This window comes from Alteromonas sp. a30, assembly GCF_026788005.1.
GTDB lineage: Bacteria > Pseudomonadota > Gammaproteobacteria > Enterobacterales > Alteromonadaceae > Paraneptunicella.
Genome location: NZ_JABEPE010000003.1, coordinates 81,606 through 96,026 on the forward strand (window position 1 = coordinate 81,606; position 14,421 = coordinate 96,026).

16 protein-coding genes are annotated in these 14,421 nt (G+C 42.6%); 6 read left to right on the forward strand and 10 right to left on the reverse strand.

What is annotated here, in order from left to right; translation table 11 throughout:
* Window positions 1-334: 334 nt before the first annotated feature.
* Window positions 335-826 carry a 5-(carboxyamino)imidazole ribonucleotide mutase gene (purE, locus tag HJG39_RS04305; RefSeq protein WP_268407215.1) on the forward strand — a complete coding sequence of 164 codons (492 nt, stop codon included), beginning with the start codon at window positions 335-337 and terminating at the stop codon, window positions 824-826.
* Window positions 823-1,962 carry a 5-(carboxyamino)imidazole ribonucleotide synthase gene (locus HJG39_RS04310; protein ID WP_268407218.1) on the forward strand — a complete coding sequence of 380 codons (1,140 nt, stop codon included), beginning with the start codon at window positions 823-825 and terminating at the stop codon, window positions 1,960-1,962. Before purE ends, HJG39_RS04310 begins: the two co-directional genes overlap by 4 nt.
* 52 nt (window positions 1,963-2,014) lie before the next feature.
* Here HJG39_RS04310 and HJG39_RS04315 read toward each other — a convergent pair whose 3' ends face one another.
* Window positions 2,015-2,344 carry a DUF962 domain-containing protein gene (locus tag HJG39_RS04315; protein WP_268407220.1) on the reverse strand — a complete coding sequence of 110 codons (330 nt, stop codon included), beginning with the start codon at window positions 2,342-2,344 and terminating at the stop codon, window positions 2,015-2,017.
* A 252-nt stretch (window positions 2,345-2,596) separates the two neighbouring features.
* On the opposite strand from HJG39_RS04315, the gene trxA reads away from it, so the two are divergent.
* Window positions 2,597-3,442 carry a thioredoxin gene (trxA, locus tag HJG39_RS04320; protein ID WP_268407221.1) on the forward strand — a complete coding sequence of 282 codons (846 nt, stop codon included), beginning with the start codon at window positions 2,597-2,599 and terminating at the stop codon, window positions 3,440-3,442.
* A 72-nt stretch (window positions 3,443-3,514) separates the two neighbouring features.
* Here the strand turns inward: trxA and HJG39_RS04325 are convergent, their stop codons facing one another.
* The 9 genes from HJG39_RS04325 to HJG39_RS04365 form a co-directional block, all read right to left on the reverse strand.
* The gene (locus HJG39_RS04325; protein WP_268407223.1) at window positions 3,515-4,234 is read right to left on the reverse strand and encodes an HAD-IA family hydrolase; all 720 of its coding nucleotides are present in this window, start codon (window positions 4,232-4,234) and stop codon (window positions 3,515-3,517) included.
* 9 nt (window positions 4,235-4,243) lie between these two features.
* Complete coding sequence (gene xerC / locus HJG39_RS04330; RefSeq protein WP_268407225.1) at window positions 4,244-5,134, reverse strand: tyrosine recombinase XerC; 891 nt, start codon at window positions 5,132-5,134, stop codon at window positions 4,244-4,246.
* Window positions 5,134-5,808: a DUF484 family protein gene (locus tag HJG39_RS04335; RefSeq protein ID WP_268407226.1), complete on the reverse strand. Its 675-nt coding sequence runs from the start codon at window positions 5,806-5,808 to the stop codon at window positions 5,134-5,136. Before HJG39_RS04335 ends, xerC begins: the two co-directional genes overlap by 1 nt.
* Window positions 5,805-6,632: a diaminopimelate epimerase gene (dapF, locus tag HJG39_RS04340; protein ID WP_268407228.1), complete on the reverse strand. Its 828-nt coding sequence runs from the start codon at window positions 6,630-6,632 to the stop codon at window positions 5,805-5,807. The genes HJG39_RS04335 and dapF overlap by 4 nt, the downstream gene beginning before the upstream one ends.
* A 32-nt stretch (window positions 6,633-6,664) precedes the next feature.
* A complete protein-coding gene (gene lysA, locus HJG39_RS04345; RefSeq protein ID WP_268407229.1) occupies window positions 6,665-7,915 on the reverse strand; it encodes a diaminopimelate decarboxylase in 1,251 nt (416 codons plus the stop codon).
* 3 nt (window positions 7,916-7,918) lie between these two features.
* Window positions 7,919-8,092 (reverse strand): LPS translocon maturation chaperone LptM, encoded by a 174-nt coding sequence (gene lptM / locus HJG39_RS19400; RefSeq protein WP_442780994.1) that lies wholly within the window; start codon window positions 8,090-8,092, stop codon window positions 7,919-7,921.
* A gap of 26 nt (window positions 8,093-8,118) precedes the next feature.
* Window positions 8,119-9,294, reverse strand: coding sequence for an HD-GYP domain-containing protein (locus HJG39_RS04355; RefSeq protein WP_268407231.1), 1,176 nt, complete (start codon window positions 9,292-9,294; stop codon window positions 8,119-8,121).
* Window positions 9,295-9,547: 253 nt separating this feature from the next.
* Window positions 9,548-10,528 (reverse strand): lipase secretion chaperone, encoded by a 981-nt coding sequence (locus tag HJG39_RS04360; protein WP_268407233.1) that lies wholly within the window; start codon window positions 10,526-10,528, stop codon window positions 9,548-9,550.
* A 61-nt stretch (window positions 10,529-10,589) separates the two neighbouring features.
* Entirely contained in the window at window positions 10,590-11,510 is a 921-nt protein-coding gene (locus HJG39_RS04365; protein WP_268407235.1) for a triacylglycerol lipase, read from the reverse strand.
* Window positions 11,511-11,767: 257 nt separating this feature from the next.
* Here HJG39_RS04365 and rraB point away from each other — a divergent pair, with 257 nt between their 5' ends.
* From rraB to HJG39_RS04380, 3 genes are all read left to right on the forward strand, one after another.
* A complete protein-coding gene (rraB, locus tag HJG39_RS04370) occupies window positions 11,768-12,121 on the forward strand; it encodes a ribonuclease E inhibitor RraB (RefSeq protein WP_268407237.1) in 354 nt (117 codons plus the stop codon).
* 10 nt (window positions 12,122-12,131) lie between these two features.
* Entirely contained in the window at window positions 12,132-13,361 is a 1,230-nt protein-coding gene (locus tag HJG39_RS04375; protein ID WP_268407239.1) for a nucleoside recognition domain-containing protein, read from the forward strand.
* Between the two features lie 192 nt (window positions 13,362-13,553).
* Window positions 13,554-14,390: an HDOD domain-containing protein gene (locus HJG39_RS04380; RefSeq protein WP_268407241.1), complete on the forward strand. Its 837-nt coding sequence runs from the start codon at window positions 13,554-13,556 to the stop codon at window positions 14,388-14,390.
* Window positions 14,391-14,421 lie beyond the last annotated feature (31 nt).

Consider the following 14,421-nt stretch of genomic DNA (forward strand, 5'->3'; position numbering starts at 1 on the left):
TCCAATATAGCCTCGAGCCTGCTACAGCTCAGTATAACTTTGCATTAATTGCAAATGATGGCGGCATTAGATAAGGGAAATGTTACAGAATTCTTACAATGAGATTAAATTATCAGAATCTATCGCAGAAACATTGCGCTCGCGCAAAGTCTCTCGACATCCAAAATAACTAGGTTACAATTCAGCACCTTTAGAATTCTTGCTTCTGCGGGACCGAATATTTGGTCTAAATAAATGTCGGAGCACAATTATTCCCTTGGTCTATCCTTCAATAAGCTAGAACAAACTAGCCTTAGTTAGTACCGGGGCAACCACTAAGTAATACGGGGAAAACATGTCTAAAGTCGCCATTGTTATGGGTTCACAATCTGATTGGCCCACGATGCAAAACGCCGCAAAAATGCTTAAGAATCTGTCCGTGGAATACACAGCCAACGTGGTCTCCGCTCACCGTACTCCCAACTTGCTTACTGAGTTCGCCGAAACAGCCGCAGACAATGGTTATAGCGTCATTATCGCTGGCGCAGGTGGAGCAGCACATTTACCTGGCATGATCGCCGCACACACGCACCTGCCCGTTTTGGGCGTGCCTGTTAGTTCTCGGCATTTAAAGGGACTAGATTCCCTACTTTCGATCGTTCAAATGCCGAAAGGCGTAGCAGTAGGTACGCTAGCAATTGGTGATGCAGGCGCGGCAAATGCTGGTTTATTAGCGGCGCAAATCCTCGCGACTCACGACAAAGCCCTGGCTCAACGTGTTATTGAGATGCGTACAGAGCAAACCGAAACCGTTTTACAAAACGCTGAATTGGAGCCCATCGAATGAATGTATTGATATTCGGAAGTGGGCAATTGGCCCGCATGATGTATTTAGCCGGTTGTCCGCTTGGTGTTTATATTAGCGCTGTCGATGTCAACAAAGAGCAGGTGGTTAACCCTGTTAGCAAAGCACGTCGCACCATATCTATTAAGCAAGCTATTGAAGATGCCGATGCCATCACAGTGGAATTCGAGCATGTGCCAGAACACTTACTACAACTTGCCCATCAATCAGGCAAACTTAAGCCGGGTATCGAGGCAATCCTTGCTGGCGCTGATCGCGTTAGGGAAAAACGCCTTTTAGAAAAGCTCAACATTCCTAATTGCCCACACCAAATTATCCAAGATATTGAGCAAATTGCACCAGCAATGAATCAACTCGGCGATCAACTCATCCTGAAAGCCAGTCGTGATGGTTACGATGGTTATGGGCAGTGGCGTTTAACTAACAGGGCAGACTTGGTTAAGTTAGAGGATGATTTAAGCCAGTTGGATTTAACTTCGGTTCCTCTGATTGCAGAAAAAATGCTGAAGTTTGATCGTGAATTATCCTTAGTCGGCACCCGCAGCCAAGACGGTAGCTATGTATTTTACCCATTAGTGGAAAACCGTCATCACCAAGGCCAGCTTCATCTAACCATTGCGCCGGCAACGAATATCTCCGATGCACTCACTCAGCAAGCTCAAGATGCCTTTAAAAAACTCGGTGACGAGTTAGGTTATGTTGGTGTGTTGGCCGTAGAGTTTTTCCAAATTGGTGACAAGCTATTGGTGAACGAAATCGCACCACGAGTTCATAATTCGGGTCACTGGAGTATGCAAGGTGCAGATACTTGCCAATTTGAAAACCACATTCGCGCTGTCTGCGATCTCCCCATAGGCCAAACCGATAACTATAAAATTACCGGCATGATTAATATTATTGGTTTAGGGCAATTTTCAAGCACGATGCTTGCTATTCCGGGCAGTCACTTACACTGGTACGGAAAAGAGCCTAGAGCAAAACGAAAGCTTGGACACTTCAATCTAACCGCTGAAACTTATCAGCAATTAGGAAAGCGCCTATCTTCGCTTACTGAGTATTTACCAGAAGAAGATTTTCCGCTGCTTGTACCCGCAGCAAAAGAGCTACAAATATTTTAAATAATTAATGCATAAAAGTGAGTGCATACAAACCCATTAGCACTCACTTTTACTAGAATTTAATTTTCCCTATCAAAATATCCTTAAACATTACCCAATCTCCAATAAAGCTATAAAGCGGATAAGTAAAAGTTGCGGGTCTGTTTTTTTCAAAAAAGAAATGGCCGACCCATGCGAATCCATAACCAATGATTGGCAACAAAATTAAGACAGACCAACTTTGAGTCAACAAAGCCCAAGCCAACACACAAAGCACCAAACAAGAGCCAACAAAATGCAAACGACGACAGGTTAAATTAGCGTGTTCAGACAAGTAAAATGGATAAAATTCAGCAAAACTTGAATACTTTTTACCCGGTTCTTGTGTGGTTAGGTTAGACATAGACAACTCTCATATTACATTTCATTAACATCAACAGTACCACAGGCTAGGAAAACGGTAAATTCGCCTAATGTCACTCCTAACCAATACATCAACATCTAATGTTTAGTCTTTCCAACCCTTTATTCAGACACTCAATCGTTTCACACTGTTTTAAGTCCATTTGCCTTGAATTGCTCCTTACGACTTGCATTCAATCGGATTACCCATACATTAGATCCCAGATAACTTTTGAATTGAGCTACACACCATATGGAAAACATCGTAAACATCACCCCCGAAAATTTCGAACAAATTATTATTGAAACCTCAAAGGAGAAATTGGTTTTAGTCGATTTCTGGGCTGAATGGTGCGAACCATGCAAAGCTATCACTCCCGTGTTAGAAAAGCTTGCGGCCAAATATTCAAACGACATTGTATTAGCGAAAGTCGACTGTGACGCGCAACAAGCTATTTCAATGCAATTCGGTGTACGCAGCTTACCAACCGTTATTTTGGTTAAAGACAGCCAGCCATTAGATGGTTTCGCCGGACTAAAAACGGAGCAAGAGATACAAGAATGGTTAGATCAACACCTGCCTAAACCTGAAGATGCACTATTAGCACAGGCAAGTGAGTTTTATGCGCAGCAAAACTTTGCTGATGCTTTCCCATTAGTGAAACAAGCCCATGAACTTTGTCCTGATCGTGCTGACGTTAAATTATTGCTTGCCGACCTTAATATTGAATTAGGACGCATTGCGCCAGCAAAAGAATTAATTAAGAGCATTGGTTTGGCAGATCAAGACGGACATTATCAAGCCGTTATGAGCAAAATAGAGTTGGCGGAACAAGCGGCTGACACCCCGGAAATTCAAGCTCTACAGCAGCAACTTGAGCAAGACCCAACCAACTTGGAGCTTAAAGTGTCGCTCGCTGTACAGCTACAACAAGCACAACGCAATGAAGAAGCGCTAACTCTTTTATTCGAAGTGTTGCAGAAAGATTTTGGTTTTTCTGAAGCGAAGAAATTAATGTTAGATACCATCAACGCCCTGCCTGAAGGGGACGCACTAGCCTCAAAATATAGACGTAAGATGTATAGCTTGATGTATTAACATGTACTGTTAGTTAATTCCACGAAGGCGCATCTGATTGCGCCTTTTTCATATTCCCCGAACAACAAACCTTTAACACAACAAATCAACAAGCTCATCGAAGGCTGAAAAAGCTATATCAGGTAGTAAAGCGGTGCGTTCTCTTGGCAAATGCATAGTGCGGTTATCAGCATACCACCCGGCTCTAAATCCACAATTTAACGCTGCCCACACATCTTTTTTTAGATTATCGCCAACATGCAATATCTCGTTAGAAGGTAAGTTTAAATGTGATTTAGCGCTTTCAAACATAAAAGGGGAAGGCTTTCTTGGCTGCTCAGCACTAGCATGCAATGCTAACGAGAAATACGGCTCAATACCTACACGGGATAAGTCTACGTTACCATTTGTAATGGCAACCAAAGGGTAACGTTCAGCTAAAGCTTCTAAAACCTGAACCACCTCACTTCTCACTTCAAAATTACTACGATGATGATAGAAATGTTGATACACACGCTCCACCGCATCGTTCAGTTCGTCACCCACTAATCCGCTTAAAGCCAACCCTTTTCTTAGCACTGCCCGGCGCAGTTTGATCATGTCACCCGCATAGCTGGGAGACTCTGAAATCACATCCTGACGCAGTTGATGCCACTGATGCTTTTCAATCGATTGAGATGTGGGAAAGTGTTGGTGCATGAATTGAAATTGCTCACGCTCGGCCAACTGAATAAAGGGATGATTGTCGTAAAGCGTATCATCTAAATCGAAAGTTATAGCTTTTATGGGTGCCCAGCGACGATAGAATATCAAATGCCTCTCCTATTTATTTTTAGCCCTCGGGTGCGCCTTATCATAAACCTGCGCTAAATGCTGAAAATCTAAATGTGTATACACCTGCGTGGTGGATAAATTAGCATGACCAAGTAATTCTTGGACACCTCGCAAATCACCACTTGATTCCAGTAGATGCGTTGCGTAAGAATGCCTTAGTTTGTGAGGGCTTACTTCACTATCAATCATTTGCTTTTGGGCCCAGAGCTTCATTCTTTTGGCAATTTGTCGCTCCGAAATACGTCGCTGTTTCATGCTTAAAAACACAGCTTTTTCGTCGCCGGAAACCAACTGACCTCTTACTTTTAGCCAAGCTTTTAAGGATTCCTGTGCAAATTTTCCCATGGGGAGAATCCGCTCTTTACTCCCTTTACCCAGTACTCGAAGTTGCCTGATACCATCCTCAATATGACGTAAATCTAAACCAGCAATCTCAGACAAGCGCAAACCACAACCATAGGCTAACTCCATCATGGCTTTATCTCGTAACGCGAGTAGTGAGTCTTCGTCGATGTTTAGCAATTGCTGCATTTCATCAACATTCAACTGTTTAGGCAAAGGACGCCCTTGTTTAGGGGCCTGCACACCTTTTGCGGGATTCGTTTCCAAAATGCCTTGTGCGACCAAAAACTGGCAAAATGTGCGTAATGAGGACAATCGCAATGCAATGGAGCGTGGACTTAATCCAGCCCGGTTAGAGAGTGCCAAAATGCGCTTGATATGATCTCGAGTTAATCCTTGCCACTGCGTAATAGGCAACAATTCAGAAACAGCGGTGAGTTGCCGGAAATAGCTATCGAGTGTTTTTTCGGCGAGGTTACGCTCAAACTTTAAGTAATCGATAAAGTGGTTAATTTGCGTAACCAAGGGCGCCGACATTAGCTCATCGCTTTACTAACTAACAGCGTCATCAACTGCTGCAATTGTGCAATGAGCAAGGTGTCCATTTCAGGTGAAAAATGGCCCGGCTCATTGCTCGCAATCGCCAGTAACCCCAATTCCCCTTCTTGCCCCAACAACATTAATGCAACCGATTCGGCTTTGACATCGCCAAACAAAAGCGCATTTTCAGACTGCGGCATTCGCCCAAAAAAGAAATGAGTATCTTTAAAACGTTTAGCTTTGAAATCTCGCCATTCCTGAGTGTCTGCTTCATTATTCTTGAACGTAATCAAACGTACTGTTTCAAGTTCAAATTGTTGTTCAATACTCGATTGCAGTGTTTGCGTCATATCATCAATACTCTCGCATTGATAAAGCTTTAGGTTCAATTCGGCATATAAACGGTAAATTCGCTCATTCTGTTGTGCAACTGCAAGCAGCCGATTAATACGCTCTTGGCGCTCAGCGCTGCGTTCCCGTAATTGCTCTGCCTGTAGCTCAACTAACGACACCGCGCCCTTTTTCTCATGGGGAACACGAATTTCATCGGCTAATTCAGGAAAACGTAGGAAGAAGTCGGGGTGCGCTTGCAAATACGCTTTAACTTGCTCGGCCGAAGGCATAACCGCTTCGTCTAAATGCTCAGCATTATTATTATTCGGGTTACTCATAGATAAAGACTTCCGTCAAACACATGTTCTGCTGGCCCTGTCATTTTTACGGGGCCTTCTTTGTTGTATCGAATACGTAGAGATCCACCCGGCAAGTCCACTTGAACTTCTTTACTTAGTTTATCTTGCAGTTGGCCGATAACTGCTGCGGCACAGGCGCCACTACCACAAGCCAATGTTTCACCAACGCCTCTTTCCCAAACACGTAACTTCACATGGTTAGGGCTGACGATTTGCATAAAACCGACATTTACACCTTCGGGGAAGCGTTCATGAGTTTCAATAAGGGTTCCTAAGCTTTCCACGGGGGCCGTTTCAATATCTTCCACTTCTAATACACAATGTGGATTACCGAGTGAGACTGCGCCAAAAAACACGGTTGTGTCTGCTATGCGTTCCACATAAATCGCTTCTTGCTTGTTTGCTCTCATAGGCACTTCACTAGGCTTAAACTTAGGCTTTCCCATGTTAACGGTGACTTGTCCATCGTTCTCAATGTACAACACCATACGCCCAGCTTTCGTGCTCACTACGATTTTATTGCGATTGATAAGCCCTTTCATTTTAACAAAACGACCAAAACAGCGCGCTCCGTTACCACACTGGGACACCTCGGAGCCATCTGCATTAAAAATACGGTAATGAAAGTCTTGGTCAGGATCGTAAGGAGGCTCAACCAAAAGCATTTGGTCAAAGCCAACCCCTAAATTCCTGTCTGCTAACTGACGTATCTTTTCTTTAGAAAAAAACACATTTTGAGTCAGGTTATCAATGACGACAAAGTCGTTACCTAAACCATGCATTTTTGAGAAATTAACCAGCATGTAATAAACCGATACGCAATAATTGCTGTAGTTTACGGGAGTTTGTACTCTCCTTTCCAGAGGTCTTGTAAAATTTCTCTTTCCCTCACCAGATGAATCTTATCAACATCGACCATGATCTCTGCGGGTCTGACTCTCGAGTTATAATTGGAAGCCATCACAAAACCATATGCACCGCAGCTTCTGACCGCGAGTAAATCGCCTTGCTGAACAGCTAACTCCCTGTCTTTCCCAAGGAAATCGCCAGTTTCACAGACTGGACCAACTACATCGTAAACGGCACTAGCAAGGTTATGACGCTTATGTACTGGGATGATGTTTTGCCAAGCGGAATATAAGGATGGACGCAACAGGTCGTTCATCGCGGCATCAACAATCGCAAAGTTTTTCTCTGCGTTTTCTTTTAGGAATTCAACTTTAGTGACCAAAATACCTGCATTTGCAGCAATGGCTCGCCCGGGTTCAAAAATCAGGGTTAACTCAGGACGATGTTTTAGCTTTTCTGCGATTGCTTGAGAATACGCATCGGGATGAGGAGGTGTTTCATCTTTATAGGGCACACCTAATCCGCCCCCCACATCAAGATGTTCTATATGAATTCCTTTTTCTGCCAACTCATCAATCAACGCAAGCAACCTATCCAACGCATCTACAAATGGGCTTATTTCCGTTAACTGCGAACCAATATGGCAATCAATTCCCTTCACTTTCAGATGAGGCAAAGATGCAGCATATTCATAAACCGATATGGCTTTTTCCCTTTCGATACCAAATTTATTGGCTTTCAACCCTGTAGAAATATAAGGATGAGTCTTCGCGTCCACATCAGGATTAACCCGTATTGAAATAGGTGCGATTCTATCTATCGAGGCTGCCACATGGTTGATTCGTTCCAGTTCCGCTGCCGATTCCACATTGAAACAAAAAATATCTTGCTCCAACGCATAAGCTATTTCCTGTTCCGTTTTACCTACACCAGAAAATACGACTTTCTTCGGATCCCCTCCAGCCTCTAAAACCCGAGCCAACTCGCCACCAGAAACAATATCAAACCCTGAACCAAGGCGAGCCATGACATTAAGCACCCCTAAATTTGAGTTGGCCTTGACGGCATAACATACTAGATGCTTTCTGTCGCCCGCAGCGTTATCAAAAGCCTTCCAATGTCGCTCAATAGTGGCGCGGGAATAAATATAACAGGGCGTCCCATATTGAGAAACAATATCGGAAACGGCGACTTGTTCTGCGTACAAGTCGTCTTTTTGGTACTGAAAATGATCCATAGGTTAGCTTCCTGACTGCTCGGAAGTGAGTGCTTGATTTTGCTCTGATTTTGCGTCTGATACGTCTTCTGCCTGATTACGCATTTTCTCAATATCAGGCATATATAGCGGCCCCTTTTGACCACACGCGGTCAACCCTAAAATAAGTAGGAATACCAGCGATTGACACTTTTTCATTCTTTGCCTCTACAACCGACAATGACTTAATCGGATTTTTTCAACAATTTGGTCATTGCTGTATTAAACAATTTCATCCATTTCGCACTAAATAACCCTTCGGGCAACTCGTTCATTTCAATAACCGCACGTCGCTTCGGGCGCTTAAGGTGGTCATCCTGTGCTCGTTGATGTGTCAGCGCCTCAAAGGTGTCGAGAATGCCGAGCAGTTGGGCGCCTTCGCAAATATCCTTCTCAACTAAGCCAAGAGGATAACCGGAACCATCACAACGCTCATGATGCTGCATCACAATTTTTCTGGCGTCATTCCATTGCTCAAGATGTTCAAGCAAACGTGAGCTTTTATAAACGTGTGAACGAAGAAGGTTGAACTCAGGAATTTCTAATTTGTCACGCTTATGCAATATATCCAGTGGCATAAATGCCATTCCAAAGTCGTGCACATAACTCGCCACTAACAGCTGTTCATTATCGACAGGCTCGCCAGCAAGCTTGTTAATATATAATGCTAGCTTAGCAATTCTGTCTCCTCGACCTTCCCAATACAAAGAGCGACGCTCAATGGGTTTCATCAACTCGCGGAAGAAACGAATATCTGCCATTTTTTCTTCGCTGATGTCTACAGGCAAATCTAAACCTGACAGATCTTCCGTCATTTCCTCACTGACATCTGAAGAAGGTGATTGGTCGCCGCTTTTTTCCTCAGACTTTTCTTCACCAAAGCTTGATGCATCTAATGTGGGATCCAGTAGTAGCACACACTCTTTTAGCAACTGCTCATGTTGAGCAATATTATCCGGGCGAATACGACTAATATGATTCACTAAGTGTTTGAATAATTGGGAATCATATTGAGCCGAACCGGTATTAATACAGCTTTCAACGAAAATCTTTACCCTGTCCATACTCAACAACACTAAGTCGCTCATGGTACTGGTATATTTGATTTGTCCGTTTCTGAGAAAGTCGAGTAAGTCTTCTACATGTTGTAACAGAGGGATTAACGGTGAAAAATTCACCATCCCTAAATCCCCTTTTATGGTATGGATGGAGCGAAACAATGAGCGTTGTAGTTCATTGTCATGAGGGTCTTCTTCAAGGTCGATCAACGTTTGTTCGCTTTCTTCATAAAGCTCGTTGATTTCCTCTAATAAATCACCAAGAATTTCGTCGTCTAAATCTTCATGTTCAAAGGTCTGCATCTAGTCAATTACCCTCTTCTTTTTCTGATCACTTTGACCCGCATTTACTACGACAATTGGAACGGACCTACCAGCCTGCAAAATACGGTGAACAATATTCTATGAAGCGTTAGGGAATAACAACCCCTTTTAACTAGAAAGTATAATTCAAAACCAGACTTAGCTATCTTTTTTCTCCAAGAACAGCAAAGTCGTTATTACAAAGGCAGGAAAAAGGTGCTTCACTGGCGCGAAGCACTGCTTTGAAAGCGGATTATTGAGAAGTAAGTAATTGAGGATTTCGCAAGAAAACGTCTAAACGTTTTAATTCTTGTTTAGAAAAGTCTCGGCCTTTAAGCGCTTGAATTTTTTCTAACTTCTGCTCAGCCGAAAGTGCCTCATTTTGATTAATAGTTTCAATCTCAGATTTAATATGTGTGACACGGCGACCCCATTCTTGTTGCCTATCTTGTGCTGCTAAGAGCCTTTGTCCGGCCTCTTGACCAAACTCCGCACTAAATCGAGCTAATTTCTGCTCGCGAGAAAGTCCCTGAGCTGATTTTTTAATCGCTTGTACTTTACGAATATCAAGGGAAGGCTGTAGTGCCGCTTTCATATGCTCGGGCAATTGTGCAATGTTATCTTCTAAAAGCTGCTGCTTTTGAGCCTCTGTTAAATCAGCATCTTGCTGAATACGAAGGCGAGCTAACGCCATTTCATCAAATAACTGTTGTTCACGGAATAACTGGTCAATTTCCATTTGGGAAAAGTAATCTAAGCGCAACTGTTTGATGGCAAACAACTTGCTTTCCATATCATCACTGCTAAACGGACGTTCATGCTCCTGCTCTTTTACCTGAGCTAAAGCAGCTTTGTAATCGATATAACGAGAAAACAACGCTTTGATTTTATCGATAACGTTTTGCATGATGTTCATTTTGACTAGCTCAGCATTAAGCGCATCTAAAAGCAGGTCTTTTTCTTTCGACTCACTCTCAGAAATAATGCGTTCAAACAAGTGCAGTGTTTCTGCTGAAATCTTGTAGTCGACTAGCGCCACATCAGCAGATAGAGACTGACTTTTCTTATCACCTGCGTTCACGGAAGTTGAGTGATTAGCTAATACTGGCTTTTCTTTTTGATTCGTTGTCGATGCAGACAGTAATGAACCAGACTCATTTGTTTCTGATTGGAATAGCCAATATGCCACCACGGCAATCATTCCAGCCAAAATCAATCCCACCTTTTTCATCATTTTCTCCTGAATCGAAAAGCGCCCGAGATTCGAGCGCGACTATTCAATATTTGGTGATCAATTAAAGGCCCATGTTTTTAAGGCGTTTTGCATGATTGACATAAACTGACTTTGGATCCACTTCAAATAAGTGAGTGATACCAAATGTTTGGTTAATTTCGTCCAAATGGTTCATATCATAACGATCGTTCAGCACACGGCCTAAGCGAGAGCTACAAGAAGAAACTAAACCATCATTAGGACCAGAAATAACCCAAGAAGTGATTTCCATGAATGGGTCAACAGCATCAAATACGTTTGTATATGGGTTAGAACCACTCCAAGAGTAATAGTAAACACCATTGCTCTCTAACTCTCTACCTTGACCACAGTAATATGAAGGCACACCTTCTGGGTAACGCTGGTTAAACGCTAATGTTCCAGCAGTAGACAAAGATTCTAAAGCTTTAAGAGAATTCGTTGGTAAAGACGCACTACCAGACAAAAACTCAATCGTGTCTACGAAGGCATTTGCCACCGCAGAAACCACGGCTTCACTGAAAGAACCTTCTGGGATAACACCGCGAACGGCATCCGCTACTGGAGAGCCCCAGTTAACACCACCAACAGAAGTAACTGAAGCAACTAATTCAGGTGATACTGATGCAACATATCTGGATGTTGGCGCGCCGTGGCTGTGACCAATTAGGTTTACTTTTTTTGCACCTGTGATAGCCAAAATTTCTTGAATTTCTTGACGTAACTGCTCACCTCGTACTTCCGAGCTATTTGCTGCAGAAACACTTGTTACAAAGACTCGCGCACCATCACGACTAAGCGCATTCGGTACACCATAGAAATAGTCAATTCCTAGGATGCTATCAAATCCAAACAATCCGTGTACTAGAACGATAGGGTTTTTCGTCGCGGTTGCACTACCCGCATGGACCGTTGAACCAAAACATAAGGCTAAAACGGCCAGCAACTTCACACAATGTTTCATATTGTGGCTCCAATTTTCTTTATTTGTTAAAAATTACGACTTCGTTTTCTAGATACTGCCGGACGATAATAGAGTGGTCTGACCAGAAAAATCAACATTTTGAATACAAAATATTTATATTGATTACTTTTAGTTAACATAAAGAAAATAAATACCCTCCTGCAAAATATGCTTTCCTGTTTAATGGAAACTCTCGCCTCTCCCCATAAAGAAAGCTAAACTACGCCGCAAAACCATTGACCCGAATTGAGCATTTCATGGCACAAATTAATGAATTAGAAGAGTGGATCGCTTTTAATACTGAAACTGTTGAAGCGTTGTTAGAGGATGGTAGCCATCCCGAAAGACCTCATATGATCGAACATCACATTGCAGGTAAAGAGTTTGATAATCTTGAGAAAGCGGCAGTGGATCTTTTTAAGGCGGGATACGAAGTAACGGATGCTGAAGAATTGCAATTAGATGACGGCAGCTTGATTTACAGTTTTGACGCTATTAAAGAAATGCCATTACAACTTGACGCTATCAATGAAGATACCAAACACCTATTAACCATTGCCGACAAACATGGCTTGTTTTACGACGGCTGGGGAACATATTTCGTAGAATAATTTTAGAACCGTGCTCAATCTTATCTGGCTTGCCTTTTTTGGCATAGCTGCAATCGCCTCGTTATATCAGTGGCTTTGGTTGGGAAACCAAGGCATTTTCACCCAATTGGTTCAAGCCATGTTCGACATGAGCAAAACCAGTGTCGACATTGCTATAGGGCTAGTAGGCGCGTTAAGTTTATGGTTGGGTATTTTTAAGATTGCCGAGCACAATGGATGGATTGAAAAAATTGCAACATGGCTCTCTCCTCTATTCCACCGATTAATGCCAGAGGTTCCTGCAAATCACCCTGCTATTGGCTCGGTTACCATGAATTTATCCGCTAATGTGCTGGGTCTCGATAACGCAGCAACGCCTTTAGGGATTAAAGCGATGAAGGACCTTCAATCACTGAACCCTTCCCCTGACACTGCAACAAATGCACAAATATTATTCTTAGTGCTAAACACTTCATCCGTTACCTTATTTCCTATTTTTGTCTTTGTATATCGGGCACAGCAGGGCGCCGCAATTCCAACCGATGTTTTTTTACCCATATTGTTAACCACATCTTGTTCATCCATCGCGGGGTTGCTAGCTGTCGCCCTAGTGCAACGTATTAACTTACTGCATCATACGTTTTTACTGTATGCTGCGCTTGCTTTCTCCATTTTGGGTGGCTTGCTCGTTTATTTTCTGTCCTTACCTGCTACCGTTTTAGGCGAGCAATCAGCATTGATAGCGAATTTGCTGATTTTTAGTTTTATTATTGGCGTTTTATTCAGTGCTTATAGGCAAAAGCTCGATGCATACACTCTCTTCATTGAAGGAGCAAAAGAAGGCTTTCAAAGTGCGATTCAACTCATTCCTTATTTACTCGCAATGTTAGTGGCTATCGCCGTGTTACGCGCCAGCGGCAGTGTGGATTTATTAGTATCAGGAATAGCCTCTCTTGTTCGAATGCTCGGTTTTGACCCGCATTTTGTTGAAGCTTTACCTACTGCCATTATGAAACCCTTATCGGGAAGCGGAGCCAGAGCGATGATGGTTGAAACTATGCAAACCCATGGAGCAGATTCATTTGCGGGTCGGCTCGCCAGCGTATTCCAAGGATCGACTGAAACGACCTTTTATGTATTAGCAGTTTACTTTGGGGCTGTCGGTATCAAGCATAGTCGACACGCTATTCCGTGCGCTCTAGTTGCAGATGTTACCTCCATGGTTTCAGGAATTGTCATCGCCACCGTATTTTTTGGGTAATTTTAATTTACACAACAATGTAATGAAATTTGATTAAATCCATTTTAGGTATTCAGACCCGCACAATACCAGTTGAATTTATAACCTTATAGGGAAACTAAATTTGGCAAAGTTAGTTGTCTTTGTATGTGTTTTTGTAATAATCCTCAGTCCTTAATTTAGGTCGCCAGTAAGATAAAGAAAGGAGTTTAAGTGACAGCTATTAAGTTTGCTTCGAAAGTCAAAGAGTCGTTTGCCTTACCCGAGGTTTGCGTAACCCTACGTAAAATGTTGGATAATCCACAAACGAATACCGATGACATTGCGGCACTTATCTCTATTGATCCGTCCCTGTGCTCCAAATTATTAAAGCTTGCCAATAGCTCACTTTTCCGTTTTCGTTCACAAGTTAGTTCCATTAGTAAGGCGATTAATATTATTGGTGGTGAAGCTCTGTATATCTTGGTGATGTCAGAAACTGCGGCTAATGCTTATCAACAATTTCAGAGTGAGATAATCGACCTTAAGCGTTTTTGGAAGCAAAGCGTTTTGTGTGGCTTACTCGCGCAAAATTTATCAAAAAGTTGCCGAGTCAGAGGCAGTGAGCACTTCTTTTTGATGGGACTACTCAATAACTTCTCGGAGCTGGTAATTGCTAAGCAAGCCCCGAAAGTCGCCCAAAGCATTGAGTCCGAAATCGACTCCGCTTTTCCATGGGAATCTCAACACAAGCATTTAAGATTTTATTATGCGGATTGCACCGCTGAAATATTAAAATCGTGGGATCTGCCAGAACAACTTTATGCGCCGCTACGCCAAATTCACAATGCAGAAGAAGCCCTCAAACATAAAGACATTGCGGTTTTATATTTAGCCTACCGCACCGCCCTAAAAGCTACATTCGAAGGAAAATTCAAGCATCGAAATCCTATTGAAGGCAGAGTAATGGATAGCATGGGATTACTTTATGAAGATCTTGATGCCTTGATTAAACAAACACAAATGGAAGCAAAAGAAATGCTTCACTTACTCAATCCAGATCTGTTTTAACTTTCTTAGCAGCAATTCCATCATGTCCGTC

Coding starts and splice junctions, on each gene's coding strand:
- purE (WP_268407215.1), top strand. CDS start 335: ATGTCTAAAGTCGCCATTGTTATGGGTTCACAATCTGATTGGCCCACG.
- HJG39_RS04310 (WP_268407218.1), top strand. CDS start 823: ATGAATGTATTGATATTCGGAAGTGGGCAATTGGCCCGCATGATGTAT.
- HJG39_RS04315 (WP_268407220.1), bottom strand. CDS start 2,344: ATGTCTAACCTAACCACACAAGAACCGGGTAAAAAGTATTCAAGTTTT.
- trxA (WP_268407221.1), top strand. CDS start 2,597: ATGGAAAACATCGTAAACATCACCCCCGAAAATTTCGAACAAATTATT.
- xerC (WP_268407225.1), bottom strand. CDS start 5,134: ATGTCGGCGCCCTTGGTTACGCAAATTAACCACTTTATCGATTACTTA.
- HJG39_RS04335 (WP_268407226.1), bottom strand. CDS start 5,808: ATGAGTAACCCGAATAATAATAATGCTGAGCATTTAGACGAAGCGGTT.
- dapF (WP_268407228.1), bottom strand. CDS start 6,632: ATGCTGGTTAATTTCTCAAAAATGCATGGTTTAGGTAACGACTTTGTC.
- lysA (WP_268407229.1), bottom strand. CDS start 7,915: ATGGATCATTTTCAGTACCAAAAAGACGACTTGTACGCAGAACAAGTC.
- lptM (WP_442780994.1), bottom strand. CDS start 8,092: ATGAAAAAGTGTCAATCGCTGGTATTCCTACTTATTTTAGGGTTGACC.
- HJG39_RS04355 (WP_268407231.1), bottom strand. CDS start 9,294: ATGCAGACCTTTGAACATGAAGATTTAGACGACGAAATTCTTGGTGAT.
- HJG39_RS04360 (WP_268407233.1), bottom strand. CDS start 10,528: ATGATGAAAAAGGTGGGATTGATTTTGGCTGGAATGATTGCCGTGGTG.
- HJG39_RS04365 (WP_268407235.1), bottom strand. CDS start 11,510: ATGAAACATTGTGTGAAGTTGCTGGCCGTTTTAGCCTTATGTTTTGGT.
- rraB (WP_268407237.1), top strand. CDS start 11,768: ATGGCACAAATTAATGAATTAGAAGAGTGGATCGCTTTTAATACTGAA.